General features: G+C 64.7%; 17 protein-coding genes and 1 tRNA gene. 11 read left to right on the top strand and 7 right to left on the bottom strand.

The window, feature by feature from the left end:
• Window positions 1-28 precede the first annotated feature (28 nt).
• From ACEQXE_RS00370 to trxA, 7 genes are read left to right on the top strand one after another with little or no spacing between them, the layout of a single operon-like run.
• Window positions 29-2,377, top strand: coding sequence for a PAS-domain containing protein (locus ACEQXE_RS00370; protein ID WP_370176908.1), 2,349 nt, complete (start codon window positions 29-31; stop codon window positions 2,375-2,377).
• On the top strand, window positions 2,359-2,820 hold the full coding sequence (gene tsaE / locus ACEQXE_RS00365) for a tRNA (adenosine(37)-N6)-threonylcarbamoyltransferase complex ATPase subunit type 1 TsaE (protein ID WP_370176907.1): 462 nt from the start codon (window positions 2,359-2,361) through the stop codon (window positions 2,818-2,820). The genes ACEQXE_RS00370 and tsaE overlap by 19 nt, the downstream gene beginning before the upstream one ends.
• Window positions 2,817-3,800, top strand: a complete 984-nt coding sequence (locus ACEQXE_RS00360) for an aminoglycoside phosphotransferase family protein (RefSeq protein WP_370176906.1) — start codon at window positions 2,817-2,819, stop codon at window positions 3,798-3,800. Before tsaE ends, ACEQXE_RS00360 begins: the two co-directional genes overlap by 4 nt.
• Window positions 3,797-4,513, top strand: coding sequence for a nucleotidyltransferase family protein (locus ACEQXE_RS00355; protein ID WP_370176905.1), 717 nt, complete (start codon window positions 3,797-3,799; stop codon window positions 4,511-4,513). The genes ACEQXE_RS00360 and ACEQXE_RS00355 overlap by 4 nt, the downstream gene beginning before the upstream one ends.
• Before the next feature lie 8 nt (window positions 4,514-4,521).
• Window positions 4,522-7,506 carry a double-strand break repair protein AddB gene (gene addB / locus ACEQXE_RS00350; protein ID WP_370176904.1) on the top strand — a complete coding sequence of 995 codons (2,985 nt, stop codon included), beginning with the start codon at window positions 4,522-4,524 and terminating at the stop codon, window positions 7,504-7,506.
• The gene (addA, locus tag ACEQXE_RS00345; RefSeq protein ID WP_370176903.1) at window positions 7,503-10,985 is read left to right on the top strand and encodes a double-strand break repair helicase AddA; all 3,483 of its coding nucleotides are present in this window, start codon (window positions 7,503-7,505) and stop codon (window positions 10,983-10,985) included. Before addB ends, addA begins: the two co-directional genes overlap by 4 nt.
• A 47-nt stretch (window positions 10,986-11,032) precedes the next feature.
• Window positions 11,033-11,353 (top strand): thioredoxin, encoded by a 321-nt coding sequence (trxA, locus tag ACEQXE_RS00340; RefSeq protein ID WP_370176902.1) that lies wholly within the window; start codon window positions 11,033-11,035, stop codon window positions 11,351-11,353.
• Window positions 11,354-11,360: 7 nt separating this feature from the next.
• Here the strand turns inward: trxA and ACEQXE_RS00335 are convergent, their stop codons facing one another.
• Together ACEQXE_RS00335 and argJ are read right to left on the bottom strand one after the other, a co-directional pair.
• A complete protein-coding gene (locus ACEQXE_RS00335) occupies window positions 11,361-12,173 on the bottom strand; it encodes an inositol monophosphatase (protein WP_370176901.1) in 813 nt (270 codons plus the stop codon).
• Between the two features lie 10 nt (window positions 12,174-12,183).
• Window positions 12,184-13,410 (bottom strand): bifunctional glutamate N-acetyltransferase/amino-acid acetyltransferase ArgJ, encoded by a 1,227-nt coding sequence (gene argJ, locus ACEQXE_RS00330; RefSeq protein ID WP_370176900.1) that lies wholly within the window; start codon window positions 13,408-13,410, stop codon window positions 12,184-12,186.
• Between the two features lie 85 nt (window positions 13,411-13,495).
• On the opposite strand from argJ, the gene ACEQXE_RS00325 reads away from it, so the two are divergent.
• The 3 genes from ACEQXE_RS00325 to ACEQXE_RS00315 all read left to right on the top strand — a co-directional run bounded on the left by ACEQXE_RS00325 (window position 13,496) and on the right by ACEQXE_RS00315 (window position 17,421).
• Entirely contained in the window at window positions 13,496-13,762 is a 267-nt protein-coding gene (locus ACEQXE_RS00325; RefSeq protein WP_370183254.1) for a hypothetical protein, read from the top strand.
• A 99-nt stretch (window positions 13,763-13,861) separates the two neighbouring features.
• Window positions 13,862-16,714: a preprotein translocase subunit SecA gene (gene secA / locus ACEQXE_RS00320; protein ID WP_370176898.1), complete on the top strand. Its 2,853-nt coding sequence runs from the start codon at window positions 13,862-13,864 to the stop codon at window positions 16,712-16,714.
• Window positions 16,678-17,421, top strand: coding sequence for a sulfite exporter TauE/SafE family protein (locus tag ACEQXE_RS00315; RefSeq protein ID WP_370176944.1), 744 nt, complete (start codon window positions 16,678-16,680; stop codon window positions 17,419-17,421). The genes secA and ACEQXE_RS00315 overlap by 37 nt, the downstream gene beginning before the upstream one ends.
• A 213-nt stretch (window positions 17,422-17,634) precedes the next feature.
• Here the strand turns inward: ACEQXE_RS00315 and ACEQXE_RS00310 are convergent, their stop codons facing one another.
• From ACEQXE_RS00310 to ACEQXE_RS00295, 4 genes are all read right to left on the bottom strand, one after another.
• Window positions 17,635-17,973 carry a DUF6804 family protein gene (locus ACEQXE_RS00310; protein WP_370176897.1) on the bottom strand — a complete coding sequence of 113 codons (339 nt, stop codon included), beginning with the start codon at window positions 17,971-17,973 and terminating at the stop codon, window positions 17,635-17,637.
• Window positions 17,963-18,547, bottom strand: a complete 585-nt coding sequence (locus ACEQXE_RS00305; protein ID WP_370176896.1) for a hypothetical protein — start codon at window positions 18,545-18,547, stop codon at window positions 17,963-17,965. Before ACEQXE_RS00305 ends, ACEQXE_RS00310 begins: the two co-directional genes overlap by 11 nt.
• Before the next feature lie 171 nt (window positions 18,548-18,718).
• Window positions 18,719-18,793, bottom strand: a tRNA-Asn gene (locus ACEQXE_RS00300).
• A gap of 68 nt (window positions 18,794-18,861) precedes the next feature.
• Window positions 18,862-19,653: an NAD kinase gene (locus tag ACEQXE_RS00295; RefSeq protein ID WP_370176895.1), complete on the bottom strand. Its 792-nt coding sequence runs from the start codon at window positions 19,651-19,653 to the stop codon at window positions 18,862-18,864.
• Between the two features lie 132 nt (window positions 19,654-19,785).
• On the opposite strand from ACEQXE_RS00295, the gene ACEQXE_RS00290 reads away from it, so the two are divergent.
• Complete coding sequence (locus ACEQXE_RS00290; protein ID WP_370176894.1) at window positions 19,786-21,066, top strand: EAL domain-containing protein; 1,281 nt, start codon at window positions 19,786-19,788, stop codon at window positions 21,064-21,066.
• On the opposite strand, the gene ACEQXE_RS00285 is transcribed toward ACEQXE_RS00290, so the two are convergent.
• A partial coding sequence (locus tag ACEQXE_RS00285; protein WP_370176893.1) for a TRCF domain-containing protein occupies window positions 21,063-21,704 on the bottom strand: 642 nt, incomplete at its 5' end. The two genes, ACEQXE_RS00290 and ACEQXE_RS00285, sit on opposite strands and share 4 nt — an antisense overlap.

Here is a 21,704-nt window from a genome sequence, read left to right as displayed (position 1 = left end):
TGGCCACTCCCGGGCCTAGCTGATTCTTATGGACCTCGGCTCAACCGCGCTGGCGCTACTCGGCTTGCTGCTCGCGGCGTGGACTGCCGGTGCAGCATGGCTGATGATCGCAGCCGGCGCGCGTTCGCGCGGGGCCGATGCGGCGCGGCTTACGGCGAAGCGCCTCAACCGCTTGCTGGACGAGGCACCGACAGCGGCCTTGCTGGTCCGCAGCGACGGGCGGCTGGAAGGATCGGAGCGGCTGGCGCACTGGCTCGGGCTGGAGGAATTGCCGCAATTCCTCAGCGAACTGGCGAAGCATCCCGATCGCGGACTGACATCCGAGCAGCTCGACGAACTGACCGAAAAGGTGCGGCTGGCGCAGAAATCCGCTGCCCCGTTTCGCATGGCAGTAACTTTGCCCGGTTCCTCCCGAAGTCTTGCCTTGCGCGGCAGCCTTGCCGACCCGCAAGTCTCGCCGGGTGGAGCGGCACTGATCTGGGTGTTCGACTTCAGCGAAAGCGAGCGCGAACTGGCAAAAATGCGCGAGGAAACCACGCGCGCCAAATCCGATTTTGCTGCGCTGGTGGGGCTCATCCAGGCGGCGCCCATGCCGATGTGGTTTCGCAACAAGGATATGCGGCTGCAGATCGTGAACCAAGCCTATGTCTCTGCGGTCGGTGCACAAAGTGCGCAAGAGGTCGTCGATCAGCAGGTAGAACTGGTCGAGGCGGTCGACGGTACGCATCCCGGCGCCATTGCTCAGCAGGCCTCCGATACGGGCGAACCGATAGAGCGCATCGTCTCCGTCACCAGTGTGGACGGCATGCGGCGACGGTTTCGTGTTTCCGACCTGCCCCTGAGCGACGAGGGCGTTGCCGGATACGCGGTCGACATCCAAGAGCAGGAGGATCAGGCGCGCGAGCACCGCGCCTATCGCGAGGCGCAGCGCAGCATGCTCGATCGCCTGTCGGTGGGCGTGGCGCAGTTCGACGGGCAACGCAGGCTCACCTTCGCCAATCAGCCGTTCCGGCGCCTGTTCGCGGTGCGCCCAGGGGCGGGGGCTCTGGGCACGTCGTTCGAACGGCTGTTATCGGATGCGCGGGACGAGGGGCGCACGCCCGAGGTGCGCGACTTCCCGAGCTGGCGCAAGGAGCACATCGCGTGGTTCGAAGCGGGCGGCACGCAGGACGAGGACTGGCCGCTTTCGGACGGCACGCATCTGTCGGTCGTCGGCCAGCCCATGCCCGATGGCGGGCTCGCGCTCATCCTCGAAGACCGGACCGAGCAGCTTTCCATCGCCGCCAACCGCGACACCCTGTTGCGGACTCGCACCGCGATGCTCGACAGCCTGTTCGAGGCGCTGGCGGTGTTCGCGCCCGATGGGACGCTGCAATTGTGGAACCACAGTTTCCCCGAAACCTGGGGTCTGGAACCGGAAGCGCTGGATCGCCACCCCTCGGTCGATACGCTGCTGACCCTGATCCAGCCCAATCTTGCCCGGCAAAAGCAGGTCAAAGGCGTTGGCGAGGTCATTCGGTCCGCCACGCTGGACCGCAAGGAGCGTGCAGGGCGGCTCCAGATGGCCGACGGGCGGACGATCGAATTTGCGGGCATTCCCTTGCCCGACGGCAACGGGCTGCTGACCACGCTGGACGTCACGGCCAACGAACAAGCGGAGACCGCGCTGCGCGACCGTGCGGAGGCGCTGGAGCAGGCGGACAAGGTCAAGACGCGCTTCCTCGCCAACATGTCCTACGAATTCCGCACGCCGCTGACTTCTATCGGCGGGTTTGCCGAGCTGCTGGAAGCAGAGGTTGCCGGGCCGCTGACCGATGGTGCGAAGGAATATGTCGCGGCGATCCTGGAATCGGTGGCACGGCTGACCGACCAGGTGGAAAACGTGCTCGATCTCTCGCAGAGCGAAGCAGGCCTGCTACCCATAGCACCGCGCGAATTGTCGCTGCTGGCATTCGTCGCCGGGGTCGCGCGGGCGCGCGAGGATGCGGTCGAGGCGAAAAGCATTACACTCGACCTGAAGGGCAGCCAGTCGCTCATCGTTTCGGCCGATCCGCGCCAGCTTGGTCGTGCCATCGGGCAATTGCTCGACAATGCGATAGAGGCCTGCGGGGAGAGCGGGCGGATCCTCGTCGATCTGGGCAAGTATGAGGATGGTGTCCGCATCGTCATCTCGGACGACGGGCGCGGAATGGACGAGGCCGAACTTGAACATGCGCTCGATGGAATGCGCGAAGCGAGCGGACCTGATACGTCGCGTCGCCAGGGGCTGGGCCTGCCGCTCGCCAAGCAGCTGGTCGAAGCGCATGGCGGGCGGTTCGATATCCAGTCGCGCAAGGGTGAGGGGACAAGCGTTTCGCTATGGCTGCCGAAGCGGTGAACCCGAGCCTCATCGACCTGCCCGACCTCGCGGCCATGGAAGCATTCGGTACGCGAATCGCGGCGAACATGCGCGCGGGCGATGTGATTGCGCTGAGCGGATCGCTGGGCGCGGGGAAGACGACGCTCGCCCGGGCGATCCTGCGTGCCGCCGGTCACGAGGGCGAAGTCCCGTCGCCGACCTTTACCCTGATCGAAACTTACGACGCACTGCAGCCACCGGTCGTCCACGCAGATTTTTATCGGTTAGACAATCCGTCCGAAGTGCAGGAGCTCGGGCTTGACGATTATCGCGATGGCGCGGTGCTGATCGCCGAATGGCCCGACCGTGCTGGCGGCTTCACCCATGAAACGGGGTGCCTCGCCATACATGTCCAATTTGCCGAAAGCGGTCGCAAGGCGATTGTCGAATCCGGCGCAGGTTGGCTAGGACGCGCGCCATGAGCACTTTGCCTCCCGGTATTCACGAATTTCTCGACGCAGCCGGCTGGGCCGGGGCGGAGATTGCCCCGCTGACCGGGGACGCGAGCTTCCGTCGTTATTTCCGCATTCGCAAGGCCGATGGACGGGCCATGCTGATGAACGCCCCGGCGGACGAGAAGCCGCAGGAATTCCTCGATGTCGCGCGCTGGCTCCTGGATCACGATATTCGTGCGCCCCGGATTTTCGCAGAAGATCTCCAGAATGGCTGGATCCTGATCGAGGATTTCGGCGATGCGCGGATGCGCGACTGGCTCGACGAGAATCCCCATGCGGAGGAAGCGGCCTATGCCGCCGCCATCGACACGCTGGTCGATTTGCATACCAAGCCCGCTGGCCCTTTCCCGCCCTATGACATGGCGACCTACCTGCGCGAGGCGAAGCTGTTCACCGAATGGTATTGCCCTGCCTTGGGCCTCGATGTGGATGGGCATGGGTTCGCTAATGCATGGCGCGAGGTGCTGGCCCCACTTGCCGGCAACCCGCATCCCGATGTGGCCGTGCTGCGCGACTACCACGCCGAGAATATCATGCTGTTGCGTCCGCAGGATGGTCCCGGTGCGCAGGGTGTGATCGATTTCCAGGATGCTCTCGTCGGCCACCCGGCCTACGATCTTGTCTCGCTGTTGCAGGACGCGCGCCGCGATGTGTCGCCCGAACTGGAGGCGAAGATGCTCGCGCGCTATCGCGAATGTGCGCAATGCAGCGACGGGTTCGACGCGGACTATGCGCGGCTCGGTGCGCAGCGAAATACCAAGATCGTCGGCATCTTCGCGCGGTTGAACCAGCGTGATGGTAAGCCGCGTTATCTCGGTATGATCCCGCGCGTGTGGGAAGCGCTGGAGCGCGATCTCGCCCATCCCGAACTCGCCCCTGTCGCTCAATGGTTCGACGCCAATATTCCGACGGAGCTGCGCGCACGGCATGGCGCGGTCGACGCATGAGCACGCTGGTCACCGACACCGCGATGGTCATGGCGGCAGGGCTAGGCAAGCGGATGCGTCCGCTCACCGCGACGATGCCAAAGCCGATGGTACGCGTGGCGGGCAAGCCGCTGATCGACCACACGCTGGACCGGCTGGCCGAGGCGGGCGTCGCGCGCGCTGTGGTCAATGTTCATTACCTCGCCGATGCGCTGGAGGCGCACCTTAAGGAACGTGCCGACCTCGCGGTCGACATATCCGACGAGCGCGAGATGCTGCTGGAAACGGGCGGCGGGATGATCAAGGCGCAGGACAAGCTGCCAGACCCGTTTTTCTGCCTGAACTCTGACAACATCTGGCTCGACGGGCCGCGCAATGCCTTCGCGGAGCTTTCAGCCCGCTGGGACGACAGCGCGATGGACGCCCTGCTGCTGGTGGTGCCGCACAAGCGTGCGGCCAATTTCAACGGCCCCGGCGATTTTCATCTCGATTCGGCGGGTGGAGTGACACGCCGCAAGTCGGGCCGGATCGCGCCCTTCATCTATACCGGCATCCAGCTGGTGTCGCACCACCTGCTGCGCGATGCCCCCGAGGGCAAGTTCTCGACCAACATCCTGTGGGATCGCGCAATCGAGGAAGGTCGGCTGTTCGGACTGCCCTTCAGCGGCGACTGGTTCGAAGTGGGCACGCCCGATGCCGTGCGCCTGACCGAGGATGCGCTTTCGCGTGGCTGAGGCGCCGGGTGGCTGAAGCAGGACCGCCACAGGTCTATTCGATCGCGGCCCATCGCGGGTTCGCGGATGCGCTGGTGGCAGGCCTCGTCCCGCGATATGCCGAAGAGGGGCTGGGCCTCGCGCGGCTGACACTGCTGCTGCCAAGCGGGCGCGCGATCCGCACCGTGAGCGAGGCTTTCGTTCGCCAGCTGGGCGAGAGTGGCCAGCAGGGTTTGCTGCTGCCGCGCATGGTGACGATTGGCGATTTGTCGCTGGACGAGGCACTAGGCCCCCTACTCGATCCGCTGGGCGCGAATGCAATCCCCCCTGCGGTTGACCCGACCTATCGCTGGCTGAGGCTGGCCGCTCTGTTGGCGGAAGAAATGGGTGCAGATGCCCCACAAGGTCCGCCGCTGTTCCGGCAGGCGCGGATGATTGCCGAGACGATGGACCGCCTGCTGGTCGAGGAAATCGCGCCAGAGGACCTGTTGGGCGAACGCGTGCTCGATGTCGTTGGTTCTGTCGCCGGGCACTGGCAGAACAGCCTGCGCCGGTTCGCGCGGGTGCAAGCGCGCTGGCTCGTGGAACTGGCCGAGACGGGCCGGGTCGATGCCGCTACCCGCCGCAACCTGCTGTTCCGCCATGCCGCCAAGGCCTGGCGTGATAATCCTCCCGAAAGCCCGATCGTCGCTGCCGGGGTCACCAGCGCAGCGCCTGCGCTGGCTCGCTTGTTGCGGGTGGTGAGCGAACTCCCGCAGGGTACCGTGATCCTGCCCGATCTCGACCTTTCGTTATCCAGCGAAGCATGGGATGAACTGGGGCGGGCGGGCGCATCCGATAGTGCCCAGGGCGAAAGCATCGGCAGCGACGATGCACCCACGCATCCGCAATATCACCTCAAGCTGCTGCTGAACCGCATGGGTGTGAACCGGGGCGAAGTGCAGCAGTGGCACCGGCGCGGGATCGGCGCGGCACCGCCTGAGCGTACCCACGCCGTCAGTGCGCTGTTCCTCCCGCCCGAGGCCAGCAAGAGCTGGATCGACCTGCCCTCGGAGAAACGGCGGCTCGCGGGTGTGCGGCTGCTCGAAACAGGCAATCCCGACGAGGAGGCGCAGGCCGTGGCGCTGGCGGTGCGGCAGGCGCTGGATGGGCGTGAGCGTCGCGTGGCGGTCGTCACCCCTGATCGCGCACTGGCGCGTCGCATCACCCACCACTTGCGGCGGTGGGATATCGAGGCGGATGATTCCGCGGGCATGCCGTTGAACGAGACACCGGCAGGCCGTGCGCTACTGTTGCTGGCACAGGTCGTGGCGGAAAAGGCTGCGCCGGTGCCGCTGGTGGCGTTCCTGGGCCATCCGGCGGTGGGTGTTGCGGGAGCCGAAGACGAAGCAAGGGCGCGCGCCGACTGGCTCGATGCCCTGCGCGCTTTCGAGGATCGCTTGCGCGGTCCGCGCCCGGCGCCGGGGCTTGCTCCGCTGCGGCCGGTTGCGGCGACGGCCGATGTTTCTGAGTGGTGGAGCAGGGTTGCCCAAAGGCTCGATCCGCTGATGGCGCTGTCGGGCGAAGTGCCGCTGTCCGACCTGCTGAGTGATACGGCGCGCGTGCTGGAAGAGTTCTGCGGAGAGGGTATCTGGTCGCGTGAGGATGGGCGCGCGCTCGGCGCTTTCGTTGACGATTTGAGCCAGCAGGCCGGTGCTGCCGCGACGCTGCTCGAACCGGATGACCTGCACGCTATCCTGTCCGACGCGATGCAGCGGGTTGCGGTGCGCCCCGCCTATGGTGGGCACCCACGCGTGGCGATTTACGGCCTGCTCGAAAGCCGGATGGCGCGGGCGGACCTCGTCATCTGCGCGGGGCTTAACGAGGGGACATGGCCGGGCGGTGCCTCGCCCGATCCGCTGCTCGCCCCGCCGGTGCTGCGCGCGCTGGGCGTACCGGGCGTGGAGTTTCGTATCGGGCTTGCCGCGCACGATTTGGCAGGAGCGCTGGGCGCGCCTGAAGTCTTGCTGACACGCGCTGAACGCGATACCGATGGGCCCGCGATTCCGTCACGTTTCTATCTGCGAATCAAGGCCTTGCTGGGTGACCTTGCGTCCCGGCATGAGGAAAGCGAGCTGCCCCGGCTGGTCGACGCCTTGCGCAATGCCGAGGCGGCACCGCCTTATCCGATTCCCGAGCCATCTCCGCCTGCAAATGTGCGCCGCGTCAGCATCAGTGCGACCTCGCTCGACCGGCTGCGGTCGGACCCATACCAGTTTTACGCCCGATCGATCCTCTTCCTCGAGGAGAAGGACCCGCTCGACGCCGAACCTTCGCCCGCGTGGCAGGGCACGCTGGCACACGCGATCCTGGAGGAATGGCACAAGCAGGGCGGCGCGCTGACCGATCTGGCCGCCAAGCACCTGGCCGAGATGGATGCGCACCCGCTGACGCGCGCCTTGTGGGAGCCGCGGCTGATGGCCGCGCTCGAATGGATCGCCAATCAGGTCGGCTCCGAGCCGCAGCGCCAGATCGTAGCGGTCGAGGAGAAGGGCGCGCGGGTTATCCAGGGCATCGAAATCACCGGCACCGCCGACCGCATCGACCGTCTGCCGGACGGCAGTTATGCCATCGTCGATTACAAGACCGGCGGGCCGCCTTCGAAGAAGATGGTGCAAGAAGGTTTCGCGCTCCAGCTAGGCACGCTGGGCGTATTGCTCGCCGATGGCGCCTATGCGGATCGGGGGATCACAGGCGTGCCCACGCGCTTCGAATACTGGTCGCTGGGGCGCGATGCGAAATCGGACACGGGCTTTGGCTATGTAACGACGCCGCTGAAGGTTGGCGCTGCACGTACAGGCATAGAACCGGAAGACTTCCTCCCCGAAACGCGCCGCTTTCTGCACGATGCGCTGGAAACGTGGATCACAGGTGATGCGCCGTTCACCGCGCGGCCCAACCCCGACCTGAAGCTCTACGCCACCTACGACCAGCTTATGCGGCTTGAAGAGTGGCTCGGGAGGGAGAGCGAATGAGCAAGCTTTACGACCTCCTGACAGAACAGGCGCGCGCGGCCGATCCGAGCCATTCGGTATGGCTCTCCGCCAGCGCGGGCACCGGCAAGACGCAAGTGCTCTCCGCCCGGGTGCTGCGCCTGCTGCTGCAACCAGGGGTGGAACCGGGTTCGATCCTGTGCCTCACCTTCACCAAGGCGGGCGCGGCGGAGATGGCGACCCGCGTCAACGAAACGCTCGCACGCTGGGTGCGGATGAAGCCCGATGCGCTCGCTGCCGATCTCAAGGCCATTGGCGCAAAGTTCGACCCGGTATCGCAGGCGCGGGCTCGCACATTGTTTACGAAAGTGCTCGATTGCCCGGGCGGTGGCCTCAGGATCGATACGATCCATGCCTTTGCGCAATATCTGCTCGCCGCTTTCCCGGAGGAAGCGGAACTCGAGCCGGGCACGGTCGCGATGGACGACCGGACGCGCGAGTTGCTCGCCCGCGAAGTGCTGACCGATCTGGTCACCGGGGCCAACGAGGATGATCGCAGCGCGCTCGCCATGCTGTCGCTCCGGTTAGGACCGGATGGCGCGAAGGCTTGGCTGATGGCCTGCGCCAAGGCGCGCGAGCTGTGGGCCGATGCGGGCGGCTGGCGCAGCCCGATGCGCGCGCAGGTGCTGCAATTGCTGGGCCTGCCGAGCGATTTTTCCGAAGCTGATCTGGCGCAGGAGTGCGCGGACGGTGCGTTCGATACTGCATCGCTCAACGCCTGCCTCGCGACCTTGCGCGAGTGGGACACCAAGGGCGGGCGCGAGGGGGCCGAGGCAATCAATGTCTGGCTGGCGGGCGATCCGCAACAGCGTCTCGCGGACCTCGGCAGGTTCAACGGCACGCTGTTCGTCGCAGATGGGTCGAAGGCGAAGAATCTCACCCACATCCTCAAGCGCGATCCGGCTTATGAGGGCCATATCGAGGCGGTCCGCGCCTGCTGCGATGGCATCCGCGAAAAGGTCGCGCTGCTTGCGCTGGCCGAGTATCTCGCGCCTGCACTCGAACTCGGTCGGCGCTTCGCATTGCAATGGGACGAGGCGAAGCGCACCCGCGGGCTGGTGGATTTCGACGACCAGATTGCGCGGGCGGCCAGGCTGCTCGCCAATTCCGAGATGGCGCAATGGATCGGCTACAAGCTGGACCGCGCCTTCGACCATATCCTGGTCGACGAGGCGCAGGACACCAATGCCAGCCAGTGGGCGATCATCGATGCGCTGACGCAGGATTATTTCGACGGGTTGGGCGCAGCAGGCGCGCGGCTGCGCACGGTGTTCGTCGTGGGCGATTACAAGCAGGCGATCTTCGGCTTCCAGGGCACCGAGCCGCAGCTATTCATCGCCAAGCGCGAGGAATACGACGCGCGGATCAACGCCGCGATTGCGAATGCCGAAGCGCTGGCGCTGGAGACGCGCGAGAAGCCGTTGGTGCCGCTTTCCCCGCTCGAAAAGCTGGGGCTGGAGCGCAATTTCCGCTCCTCGCAGACGATCCTCGATTTCGTCGACCGCGCAGTGGCGCAGGTCGGGGCAGAGGCGATGGGGATGGAGCCCGGAGAGATCAGGCACAGGGGCGACGAGAAGGTTCCGGGCCGCGTCACCCTGTGGGCGCCCATCGGCGCGGAAGAAAGCGACGATCCCGAGGCGGTGGAGGAAGACGGCGCCGAAACCTGGTTACCTGCTCCCGAGAGGCGCATGGCTGACCGGATTGCCGCGCAGGTCAAGCAATGGCTCGATGACGGCCATCCCCTGACCAAGGGTGGCAATCGCCGCGCCACGGCGGGCGATATCATGATCCTGGTGCGTAAGCGCCGCGCGCTCGCCGGGCTGATCGTCGCGCGGCTTCATGCCGCCGGCGTGCCGGTGGCGGGTGTCGACAGGTTGCGGCTCGGGTCTCCGCTGGCAGTGAAAGATCTGCTGGCTGCGTTGCGCTTTGCCACGCAGCCGCGTGACAGCCTTAGTCTAGCGAACTTGCTGGTCTCGCCGCTTGGCGGCTGGTCGCAGGACGACCTGCTGGAACATGGCCTGCGCGACAAGAAGGTGACGCTGTGGGACCATATCCGCCGCAGCGATGCCCCTCTGTGCATGGAGACCGCCGAGCGGCTGCGCGCGCTTCTCGCCAAGGTCGATTACGAACCGCCACAAGCGCTGTTGCAATGGCTGCTGACCGGCCCGTGGGATGGACGCCGCAAGCTCGTCGCGCGGTTGGGGCGCGAGGCGAATGACCCAATCGACGAGTTGATCGGCGCGGCCTTCGCCTATTCCGCCGAGCATACGCCGAGCCTGCAGGGCTTCCTCAACTGGTTCGATGCCTCGGACGAGGAATTGAAACGGGAAGCTGCCGGCAGTGGCAATGCCGTGCGGGTGCTCACTGCGCATGGGTCCAAAGGGTTGCAGGCACCTATCGTTATCCTCGCCGATGCGACGGGCAACCCGGATCGCGGCCCTGTGAGGGCAGGGGAGTTGGCAACGGACGATGGCCGTGTGGTGCCGCTGCCGAGCATGCCGAAAGAGGCCAAGGCGGGCCCGGTGGTCGCTGCCGAGGAAGCGAAGAAGGCGCGCGAACGCGAGGAACACTGGCGGTTGATGTATGTCGCGATGACCCGCGCCGAGGAAGCGCTCTATATCGGCGGTGCCCTCATGCCGAGCGACAAGGAACTACCCGAGGCCAGCTGGTATGCGGTTGCACAGGCGCTGTTCGATGACGAGGGCGTGGCCGACCCGATCTGGAGCGAACGGCACGACGTCGGAGCACTGGGCGATCTGCAGGCGCCCGGTGCCGATGCTGCGAACGGCTCGTCCAGAATTGAATTGCCGGAATGGGCTACTCGCCCTCCGCCGTCCGAGCCCAAGCCGTTGAAGCCGCTTGCGCCGTCTGCCCCGGGCGAGGACCTTTCGCCCAATCCGCCGGGGCTCGCGCAGGGGAGTGAAGCGGCGCAGCGCGGGACGCTGATGCACCGGCTGCTCGAACGCCTGCCCGATATCGCGCCCGAAGATCGCGCATCGCGCGCGCGCGCATGGCTGGAGGCTCAGGCTGGCGAACTTGGTGAAGCGACCCGCGCAGAAATGGTCGACCGGGCGCTTGCGGTTCTCGACGATCCCGACTTTGCAGACCTGTTCGTGCCGGGTGCGCTGGCCGAAGTTTCGCTCGCCGCGACGGTCGAAGGGCAGGTGGTCACGGGCAAGCTCGACCGGCTGTGCGTGGGCGAAGACGAGGTTCTCGTGGTCGATTACAAGACCACTCGCCGCCCACCGCACTCGGCTCAGCAGGTCCCGGTCGCGACGCTCAGGCAAATGTCGGCCTATGCCCATGCGCTCGCGGCGATCTATCCCGGACGACGCATTTCCGCGGCGTTGCTCTATACGCAGACACCGCAGCTTATTGCGCTTCCCGATGATTTGCTCGCTTTGCACAAGCCCGGCTTGGGGGACAAGCAGCAGGACTTGTCCGCAGCCGACTTTGCGTGAGGCGACAGACTTCCTAGATACTGCCCCAGAATACAGGAGATTGCCCCATGGCCACCAAGACCGTCACCGATGCCAGCTTCCAGTCCGACGTGCTCGAGAGCGACAAGCCCGTGCTTGTCGATTTCTGGGCCGAATGGTGCGGCCCGTGCAAGATGATCGCGCCCGCGCTGGAGGAAATCAGTGACGAACTGGCCGACCAGGTGACCATCGCGAAGATGGATATCATGGAGAATACGGATACGCCGGGTAAGCTGGGCGTGCAGGGCATCCCCTATCTGGTGCTGTACAAGAATGGCGAGCGTGCTGCCGAACTGACCGGCGCACGTCCCAAGAGCCAGCTCAAGGCGTGGCTCGAAGGCGAGCTGTGACTTCCACTCAGGTGGCGGGCTGGTAGCCCGCTGCCGCGAGCCGCGCGACCAGTTGATCGTACAGCTCGCGGTTTGCTGCGCCGATCATCCCGCGTCGGCCATCGTCCACCCGGTAGGGCGTCCCGTCGAGCCTGAGGCAGGTGCCGCCCGCCTCGTTGAGGAACAGCGATCCCGCTGCGTGATCCCACGGTAGCGTGCGTTCGTAGATCGCCACATCGTGTTCTCCCAGTACGGTCAGCGGATATTGTTCGCACGCCGCACCGGGCGCCTTCACCAAAGTGTAATTCGGCGCGATCTGCGCCTTGAAGCGCTGGCGTTGGCCGTGCGCCATGAACTTCGTCATCGCGGCGAGGCGCGGTGGATTGGCGCCGGTGGGACGCGCGGTAACCTGCTCCCCATCGATCGTCGCACCCTGCCCACGATGCGCGGCACACAGCCGATCCCGTTGCGGGTCATAGATCCACGCGCCTTGCGCAAAGCCTTCGTCCGCCAAGGCGATCATGATCCCGAAATGACCTTTGCCGCTGGCGAAATTGCTGGTCCCGTCGATCGGGTCGATGATCCAGCAGGTGCGGGTCAGGCGATCCATCACGGTTGGATCGGCGTGCGCCGCTTCCTCGCCCACGATGTCCGCTTCGGGATGCAGCCTGGCGAGCCCATCGGCCAATGCGACTTCCGCCTCGCGGTCGGCGATGGTGACGAGGTCGTCGTCGGCTTTCTCGATAATCTCGGTGGCTTTCAGCGCGCGATGGCGCGGCATGATGATGCGGATTGCAACGTCGCGCATCAGCGCCAGGATTTCGCGGTCGAGCGTGCTCACAGGTGTCCCTTCACGATCGATAGTCCGCGTTGATATCGATATATCCGTGCGTGAGGTCGCACGTCCACACGGTGGCGCGGCCATCCCCCATGCCCAGGTCGACAGCAATATCGATCTCCTGCCCCTCAAGGTGCTTCGCTACCGGTGCCTCTTCGTAGTCCGCGACTGGCTGGCCATCGCGCGCAGCCCAGTGCCCGCCGAACCCAATGGAAAGCGTGTCGCGATCCGCAGGCTCGCCCGCCTTGCCCACCGCCATCACCACGCGGCCCCAGTTTGCATCGCCGCCCGCAATCGCGGTCTTGACCAGCGGCGAGTTACCGATGGCGAGGCCGACGCGCCGGGCGCTGTCGTTCGACACTGCGCCGGTTACTGTGACGGCAATGAACTTCTGCGCGCCTTCTCCGTCGCGCACCACGAGCTGCGCGAGCTGGCGGCAGACGTCCTCCAGCGCGGCGGCGAAGGCATCCGCGCCCGGATCGTCGAACGAAGCGATACGCACATGGCCCGCCTTGCCCGTCGCGCACACCAGCACGGTGTCGCTGGTCGAGGTATCGCCGTCGACCGTGATGCAGGAGAATGTCCGGGTGTTGATATCGCTCAGCAGCGTCTGGAGGAACGTGGGCTCTATAGCGGCGTCGGTGAACACGTAGCCCAGCATGGTCGCCATGTCGGGCGCGATCATGCCCGATCCCTTGATGATCCCGCCGATCTCGACCCGCGTCTCGCCCACCATGGCGCTCGCATGAGCGCCCTTGGCGAAGGTATCGGTGGTGCCGATGGTATGGGTGCCATCCTCCCACCCGCACGGCTCTGCGGTGAGCACGGCTTCCACCCCGACGCGCGCCTTGTCCTTGGGCAGGGGCACGCCGATGACGCCGGTGGATGAGACCAGCACCTGCTTCGGGTCGCAGTCGAGATGCGCGGCGACCTGTCCCATGATCTGCTCCACCGCCTCGCGCCCGCGATAGCCGGTGAAGGCGTTGGAATTGCCCGCATTGACGATGATCGCGCGCGCGCTGCCCGTGGCCACGCTTTCACGCCCCAGCTCAACCTCGCTCGAACAGCACACGTTCTTCGTGAACACGCCTGCCACGCTGGTGCCCTCTGCCAGTTCGACGAAGGTCAGGTCGGCACGGTCCCACTCCTTGTAGCGTGCCCGCGCCACGCGGAGCGTCACACCCGCGATGGGCGGGATGTCGGGGAAGGGTATGGCGAGCGGAGAGCGGGCGAGGTCCATGATTGTGCCGGTAGCGCGCCGTACCGGGCACGACAATCGCTTGCGGCTGGACGTGCGCCTCGCGCGACCTTATGTGTCATGCTCGATGCTTCGCAAACTCCTCATGCTGATGGCCCTGCTGAGTGGCCTTACCGCAATGTACGCGCCGGAGCGTGCGCTTGCGGCGCAGAGTTCTGTGAGCGGAACAGCCGCCGAAGTCTGCGATGCCAAGAAAACCGACGCCCGCTGCGAGTGCCACACGGCGATCAGCCTGCGGGACTGGCGGATCGTGGTCGAAAAGATTTGCCGTCCGCGCTCCTCGGTTATCTACGTGCCGACCGTGTACCTCGGTGTCGACCGCGCTTACGAATAGCGCGACCTACAGAAAATCCGTTCCCAGACCCGTTTCGCCCGGCACCCGATGTGCGCGGGCGCTCACCAGTATAATCCGCTTATTTTCGAGGCTTAGCCCATGTTCCAGTCCGTCATGAAGTCCGTCTTCGGATCGTCCAACGATCGCTACGTCAAGTCGCTCGGCAAAATCGTCAACCAGATCAACGATCTGGAGCCTGCCATGCAGGCACTGTCCGATGCAGACCTGCAGGCCCAGACGGGCAAGCTGCGTGACCAGCTGGCTGCAGGCGCGAAGCTGGACGATATCCTGCCGGAAGCCTTCGCCACCGTGCGCGAAGCTTCCGTGCGCGTGTTCGGCATGCGGCACTTCGACGTGCAGATGATTGGCGGGATCGTGCTGCACCGGGGCGAGATTGCCGAGATGCGCACGGGCGAGGGCAAGACGCTGGTCGCCACGCTGGCGACCTATCTCAACGCGCTGGAAGGCAAGGGTGTGCACGTCGTTACCGTCAACGACTACCTGGCCAAGCGTGACGCGGAATGGATGGGGCAGCTGTACAAATGGCTCGGCCTGTCGGTCGGCGTGATCGTGCCCAACCTCAACGAGTTCGAACGGCGCGAGGCCTATGGCTCCGACATCACTTACGGCACGAACAACGAGTTCGGGTTCGATTACCTGCGCGACAACATGAAGCACGAGCGCACTCAGATGGTGCAGCGTCCGTTCAATCACGCGATCATCGACGAGGTCGACTCGATCCTGATCGACGAAGCGCGGACCCCGTTGATCATCTCGGGCCCGACCGACGACAAGACCGAAATGTACGTCACCATCGACGAGGTGGTGAAGAAGTTCGTCGCCGATCACGAGGCGCTGCCCAACGGCGGCGAAGATGGCGAAGGCTATTACGACACGGACGAGAAATCGCGCACCGTTTCGCTGACGGAAGATGGCGCGGAAGAGATCGAGCAGCGGCTTGCTGCAGCAGGCCTGCTCGAAACCGACAATCTCTACGATGTCGAGAACACGCAGGTCGTCCACCATATGAACGAAGGCCTGCGCGCCAACCTGATGTTCAAGCTGGACGACCAGTATATCGTAAAGGACGACAAGGTCGTCATCATCGACGAGTTTACCGGCCGCATGATGGAAGGGCGTCGCTGGTCCAACGGCTTGCACCAGGCGGTGGAGGCCAAGGAGGGCGTCAAGATCGAGCCCGAGAACCAGACGATGGCCTCGATCACGTTCCAGAACTACTTCCGCATGTATCCCAAGCTTTCCGGCATGACCGGCACCGCCGCCACCGAAGCGGCAGAATTCTGGGACATCTACAAGATGAACGTGGTGGAGATCCCCACCAACGTGCCGGTCCAGCGGATCGACGAGGAAGACGAGTTCTACAAGAACACGCTCGACAAGTTCCAGGCGATTGCCAAGGCGATCAAGGAAAAGAGCGAGATCGGCCAGCCCGTGCTGGTCGGCACGGTCAGCATCGAGAAGTCCGAACTGCTCAGCCAGTTCCTCGACAAGGAAGGCGTGAAGCACGAGGTGCTCAATGCGCGCCAGCATGAGCGTGAGGCGCATATCGTGGCGCAGGCCGGTCGCCCTGGCGCGGTGACCATCGCGACGAACATGGCGGGTCGCGGTACCGACATCCAGCTGGGCGGCAATCTGGATTTCCTCGTCGAAGATCAGGTCGGCGACATGCCCGAAGGGCCGGAGCGCGAACGGGCGATCGAGAAGATCAAGGCGCAGGTTGCCGAGGACAAGGCCAAGGTGCTCGAGGCGGGCGGCCTCTTCGTGCTCGGCACCGAACGCCACGAAAGCCGCCGCATCGACAACCAGCTGCGCGGCCGCTCGGGCCGGCAGGGCGATCCGGGCCTTTCGCGCTTCTACCTGTGCCTTGAAGACGACCTCCTGCGCATCTTCGGGCCGGACACGCTGTTTTCGCGCATGATGAACTCCAACCTCGCGGATGGCGAGGCGATCGGTTCCAGGTGGCTTTCCAAGGCCATCGAAACCGCGCAGAAGAAGGTCGAGGCGCGCAACTACGACACCCGCAAGCAGGTCGTCGAATACGACGACGTGATGAACGACCAGCGCAAGGTCATCTACGAACAGCGCGCGGAAATCATGGATTCCGAGGCGGTCGACGATGTCGTGGTGGACATGCGGCACGATACCATCGCGGCCATCGTCAACGAAACCTGCCCGCCGGGTTCTTACCCCGAACAGTGGGATATCGAGGGCCTGAAGGAGCGCACGCAGACGATTCTGGGCCTGACCCCGCCGATCGACGAGTGGCTGGAAGAGGATGCGGTCGAACCCGAACTGTTCGAGGAACGGCTGCGCGAACAGGCCGACGAGGTGATGGAGCGCAAGATCGCGCAGCAGGACCCGCAGCTCTGGCGCCGGGTCGAAAAGGGCATCCTGCTCGAACGGCTCGACCATTTCTGGAAGGAACACCTCGCCACGCTCGATGCGCTGCGCCAGGTCGTGTTCCTGCGCGCCTATGCACAGAAGACGCCACTCAACGAGTACAAGCAGGAGGCATTCGGCCTGTTCGAGAAGATGCTCGACACGCTGCGCGAGGATGTGACGCAGATCCTGCTGACGCGTGAGCTGCGCATTGCCCCGCCGCAGCGGTCATTGCCCGACCTGCCCGATTTCCTCACCGGCCATATCGACCCGCTGATGGGCATCGACGACAGCAATGACGGCGATGGTTCGCGCGGCAAGGAGGCGATGTTCGGCTCCTTCGCCGGGTCGCCCAATTCGGAGGCATCCCACGGCGGTGCCATTCGCGAAAACCCGTATGCGCACCTTAACATCAGCCGCAACGCGCAGTGCCCCTGCGGATCGGGCCTCAAGTACAAGCACTGCCACGGTGCGCCCGGCATCCCCCCAGTGGCCGCGCCTGTCGGAGATGAGGGATCGGCTTCCTCGGCCTCCTCGCCGCGTTCTGCATAACCGCGCTGCTCTACGCGTCGGTCGGCTTTGGCGGCGGATCGACGTATAGCGCGCTGCTCGCACTGTGGGGGATGGACTACCGGCTGCTGCCGGTCGTCTCCCTCCTGTGCAACCTGGTGGTCGTCATCGGAGGCTCGATGCGGTTCGCCCGTGCCGGGATCACGCCGTGGCGCGGTGCCCTGGCGCTGACCGCCATTGCGGCACCTGCTGCGCTGCTGGGCGGGCTCACTCCGATTGGAGAGCGCGCCTTCCTGATGCTGCTGGGTGCGAGCCTGTGCGTCGCGGGGCTGGCGCTGCTGCTGCCGAAGCGCGGGGTGGCTGTAGGGCCGGCCGGAGGAGGGCGAGCGATGCTGTTCGCCGCTGCGCCGCTGGGCTACCTGGCGGGGCTCGTCGGGATCGGCGGAGGCATCTTCCTCGCCCCGCTGCTCCACCTTGTGCGGTGGGACAATCCGCGCGCCATCGCCGCCACCGCGAGCCTGTTCATCCTCGTCAATTCGCTGTTCGGGCTGGTCGGCCAGCTGGTGAAGAACGGCACCGGCATGCTCGGCGCGGCGGCACAGACCGGCCTGCCGCTGATGATTGCAGTAGTGATCGGCGGCCAGATCGGCAGCCTGTTCGCGGTGCGCCTGTTCAAGCCGCAGCTGATCGCGTGGCTGACCGCCGCGCTGACCATTGTCGTGGGTGCGCGGTTGCTGCTGGGCGTCTAAAGCCTGTAATTGCGCCCTTCGGAGCGCTTCGAGCGGCGAAGCCTGACACACCTGACACAGTGTCTTAGTGGAGAAAACCTCTCCGCCTGTGTCCCTCTCACTGCATGGCCGCTGGATGCGGCATGGGGAGGGGTGTGCACGCGCCATCGCGCAAGGGCTTAGCGCTGTGTGGGGGAGTAGGAAAATGGTGACGTAACTACGCCTGACAATCAGCTATTCGTCGTCTGCAGACCTTGCGATATCCTTTGTTCGGCTGGTCCTAAGCAACCCGATGATTACGACTAAGGCAGTCACCAAATTCACAGCAGACCAAGTGTCTCGATCAAGAGGCAATTTCAAAATTGGGTTATAAACCACAGCAGTTATTCCAAACACCCACGCCGTCATCTTCTGTTTATTTTCGATCGCAACCCAAGCTGTCCATCCGGCATAAATAGTCACCGCTAGCCTGAGCAGTTGATAGTAACCGTAGGGCCAATCTACCAATGCAACAACGCAAGCTCCGGCCAAAACGAGGCCAAGCCAAAATGGGGGGTGACGTTCAGAATTCATGACGTCTGGTCCGGGTATCAACCCAAACCAACAAGAGTTGGGCAACTAGGCCCAGACCCAATACCGGCAAGAACCAATATGCGAGCCGTTCCATGTCTGTGTCGCTCGGCTCTAACCAGCAAGCCACAATCATTGCGATCGCGCCAATCTGGACAAAGAACGAGACGGTGGCTCCGGCGTCATTTCCAGCTTCAGCATCTTTACGAGCAAGGAATGACCACGGTGCAGTTACGAGGGCATAGGCCCACAGCCAATGGAAGAAGCCGGCTTCAGGCAGAGAGGCCACCATCGAGAAAATATAGATGCTGGATGCCGCGACCAGAAAGTAGGTCCACAAGACGTTGGGAATTGAGGCAGCAATGAGCATCGGGAGGCTTTCTCGCCTCATCGCCCAATCCGCGAGCGGCATGAATGCCATTGCTGGCAACATGGCTATCGATATCGCAAATGGTGACAGAATCATCCATCCAATACCGAGGAGCACCAAACTCCATTCACCTAAAAAAAGCAGGCCTACCCCAGCAATAAGGCCGCCAAACATGTTTAGTATTATCAACGGTATTGCAAAAGCCATTCGCCCGCAACTTGAGGTGCTACCTCAAGCTCCCACCCAATTAATCGCTGGATATATGCAACTTCAAGAACCGAAGATGCAAGATGTTTCCCAACGCAATCAAGCACCCCACCCAACGTGGTTGGAGATCAGGTCAAATCGCGGATAGCGCGCTAGCGACTCTGAAAAAAATGGCTCCCCGAGTTGGATTCGAACCAACGACCAAGTGATTAACAGTCACCTACTCTACCGCTGAGCTATCGGGGAGCAGCCAGATCGGCAGGCCCGGGCCTATATGGGGGGGCTTAAAATTTCGCAAGCCCCCCAAATGCAAATCAGACAACAAATTGTTCGGCCACGATCCGGTCGTCCAGCGAATGGCCCTTGTCGAACAGCAGGGTCAGCTCGGAATCGCGGGCGATTTCCACGTGAACCTCGGCCACGTCGCGCACTTCCTTCTGGTCCGCGACAGCAGCAACGGGGCGCTTTGCAGGCTCGTTGATACGGAAGGTCACCTTCGCACGTTCGGGCAAAATGGCACCGCGCCAGCGCCGCGGGCGGAACGCGCTGATCGGGGTCAGGGCGAGCAATTGGGAATCGAGCGGCAGGATCGGCCCATTGGCAGAAAGATTATAGGCGGTGGAGCCTGCGGGCGTCGCCACTAGCACACCGTCCGCCACCAGTTCCTCTATCCGCGTCTTGTCGTCGACCAGGATCTCGATCTTGGCGGTCTGGCGCGTCTCGCGCAGCAGAGAAACCTCGTTCAAGGCGCATTCGACGCGCCGGTGCCCGTCCTGCGTCACCGCCTCCATGCGAAGCGGCGAAATGCCCACCGGGCGGCTGCGATTGACCCGGTCGATCAGCGATGCGCCCCTGGGCCTGTGCTTGTTCATCAGGAAGCCCATCGTCCCACGATTGACGCCGTAGACCGGCAGCACGCGCCCGGTATCGAGCATCCTGTGCAGGGTTTGCAGCATGAAGCCATCGCCGCCCAGCGCGACCACCGCATCCGCTTCGTCCTGCGGCACCCAGTCATGCGCGTCTTCCAGCGCCCGCGCTGTATCCTGCGCCAGTGCGGTGTTCGAAATGGCGAGTGCTAGGCGTTCGTATGTGGGCTGCCCGGCCATCAGGCTCCTCTCCTTGGCTCGGGTACCGACCTATGGAGCATGGGGCCGCTTGGCAATGAGTGCGTGCTCGATACCTGGCATTGCGTGGCGGGCGGGCTTCCCGGACCGCGCGGGCCTTGCAATAGTGCGGGCATGAACGACGACCGCGATCATGACCAGCTGACGGGCCTCGCGAGCGGGGCCGCAGCGCGCGCGACGCTGCGTGACTGGCTGAGCGAGGGCGATACCCGCGTGCACGCCCTGCTGCTGGTGCTTGGCCGGTTCGACAGCGTCAATCTCGCCCACGGGGCCGAGGCGGGCGATTATGCGCTGGCCGAGGTGGCGCGGCGGATCACGCATTTCGGGCAGGACGAGTTTGCGCAAGGATCATGGTTTGCCGCGCGGCTCGATGGCGGGAAGTTCCTGCTCGCCACGCGTGAGGAATGCAGCCGGGAGCGGTGGCAGTTCCTCGCCGAGGCGCTGGCCGACGGAATCGCGCAGCCGCTGGCCGGATCGAGCGCAGGCCTGCCGCAGCTGTGGCCGCATATCGCGTTGATCCGCGCGCTCGCGGGGGACGATCCCGCGGGCATGCTGGGCCGGTTGAGCGATGCGCAGATCGCGCTGAAGGGAGAGCCGGGCCGGCGGGTGGTGTGGATCGATCGGGAGGATGCTCCTGCCGGGATCGACGCGACCGAAGTCGAATCCGCATTGCGCCGCGCGCTGGATCGGGGCGAAGTCTCGCTCAAGTTCCAGCCGCAATTCGCACTGGTCGATGACCTGCTGATCGGCGCCGAAGCGCTTGTGCGGTGGGAGGAGCCCTTGCTCGGCTCGGTCGGTGGCGAAGCGCTGCTGCGCGTGGCGGCGCGCGCGGACCTGACCACGCAGCTGACGCGCAAGGTGGTGGGCGCGGCGCTGCATGCGGTGCTGGCCTGGCCCGAAGAGCTCAAATGCTCGATCAACGTCACCGCCGCCGACCTGGCGGTGGCGCGTTTTCCCGGCGAGATACTGGACATGGTGGGCGACATGGGCGTCGATCCTGCGCGGATCACGCTCGAGATTACCGAGCAGGCGTTGCTCGGGGACTTGGACCTTGCCGCCCGCTCGCTCGGCATGCTGCGCGATGCGGGGATGCGGATTGCGCTGGACGACTTCGGCGCAGGGTTCTGCAATTTCGGCTATCTCAAGTACCTGCCGCTCGACACGATCAAGCTCGATCGCATCATGCTGGACGGGGTGGCGGATCATGCGCGCGATCGGGCCGTCCTGCGCGGGGTCATCGCGATGGCGAAGGCGCTCGATCTGGAGGTGATCGCAGAGGGGATCGAGACCGAGACCCAGCGGCAGATCGCAGCAGACGAGGGCTGCGTTTCCTATCAGGGCTTCCTGCGCGCGAAACCGCTGACGCAGGAAGACTTCCTGAAACTGGCCAGCTAGGCCGCCGCCTTCTCCTTCTTCGCGCCGCGCTTCGCAATCGCGCTGAGCCCCTTGGTCAGCTGGAACAGCCCGTTGAGGCGGCTTTGCGGATCGCCCCAGGCGCGGTTGACCACCAACTTCATGTCGGGCCGCAGCTTCACCGCCTCGGCGCGCTTGTCCACGTAGGCGAGGAGGCCGACGGGATCGGGGAAATCGTCCTTGTGGAAGGTGACCAGCGTGCCGCGCGCGCCGACATCGATCTTGGCGATGTTTGCCTCGATCGCCTGGTGCTTGATCTCGATCAGGCGGACGAGGTTCTGCGTGGCGGAGGGCAGTTCGCCGAAGCGGTCGATCATCTCGGCGGCCAAGCTTTCGATCTCGGCCTTGTCGCGCGCCTGGTTGAGGCGGCGATAGAGCGCCATGCGCACCGCCAGATCGGGCACGTAGTCTTCGGGGATCATGATCGGCGCATCGACCGTGATCTGCGGGCTGATATCTTCCGGCGGCTTCTCCAGCCCCATCTCGCCCGCCTTGGCGGCAAGGATCGCGTCCTCCAGCATCGACTGGTAAAGCTCGAAACCGACCTCGCGGATGTGGCCCGACTGTTCGTCGCCCAGCAGATTGCCGCCGCCGCGCTGGTCCAGATCGTGGCTGGCCAG

The sequence above is a fragment of the Alteriqipengyuania sp. genome, from assembly GCF_964222115.1.
In the GTDB taxonomy this organism is placed as follows: domain Bacteria; phylum Pseudomonadota; class Alphaproteobacteria; order Sphingomonadales; family Sphingomonadaceae; genus Alteriqipengyuania.
This window is presented reverse-complemented; position numbering and strand designations above follow the sequence as displayed.

Coding starts and splice junctions, on each gene's coding strand:
- ACEQXE_RS00370 (WP_370176908.1), top strand. CDS start 29: ATGGACCTCGGCTCAACCGCGCTGGCGCTACTCGGCTTGCTGCTCGCG.
- tsaE (WP_370176907.1), top strand. CDS start 2,359: ATGGCTGCCGAAGCGGTGAACCCGAGCCTCATCGACCTGCCCGACCTC.
- ACEQXE_RS00360 (WP_370176906.1), top strand. CDS start 2,817: ATGAGCACTTTGCCTCCCGGTATTCACGAATTTCTCGACGCAGCCGGC.
- ACEQXE_RS00355 (WP_370176905.1), top strand. CDS start 3,797: ATGAGCACGCTGGTCACCGACACCGCGATGGTCATGGCGGCAGGGCTA.
- addA (WP_370176903.1), top strand. CDS start 7,503: ATGAGCAAGCTTTACGACCTCCTGACAGAACAGGCGCGCGCGGCCGAT.
- trxA (WP_370176902.1), top strand. CDS start 11,033: ATGGCCACCAAGACCGTCACCGATGCCAGCTTCCAGTCCGACGTGCTC.
- argJ (WP_370176900.1), bottom strand. CDS start 13,410: ATGGACCTCGCCCGCTCTCCGCTCGCCATACCCTTCCCCGACATCCCG.
- ACEQXE_RS00325 (WP_370183254.1), top strand. CDS start 13,496: ATGCTTCGCAAACTCCTCATGCTGATGGCCCTGCTGAGTGGCCTTACC.
- secA (WP_370176898.1), top strand. CDS start 13,862: ATGTTCCAGTCCGTCATGAAGTCCGTCTTCGGATCGTCCAACGATCGC.
- ACEQXE_RS00310 (WP_370176897.1), bottom strand. CDS start 17,973: ATGAATTCTGAACGTCACCCCCCATTTTGGCTTGGCCTCGTTTTGGCC.
- ACEQXE_RS00305 (WP_370176896.1), bottom strand. CDS start 18,547: ATGGCTTTTGCAATACCGTTGATAATACTAAACATGTTTGGCGGCCTT.
- ACEQXE_RS00295 (WP_370176895.1), bottom strand. CDS start 19,653: ATGGCCGGGCAGCCCACATACGAACGCCTAGCACTCGCCATTTCGAAC.
- ACEQXE_RS00290 (WP_370176894.1), top strand. CDS start 19,786: ATGAACGACGACCGCGATCATGACCAGCTGACGGGCCTCGCGAGCGGG.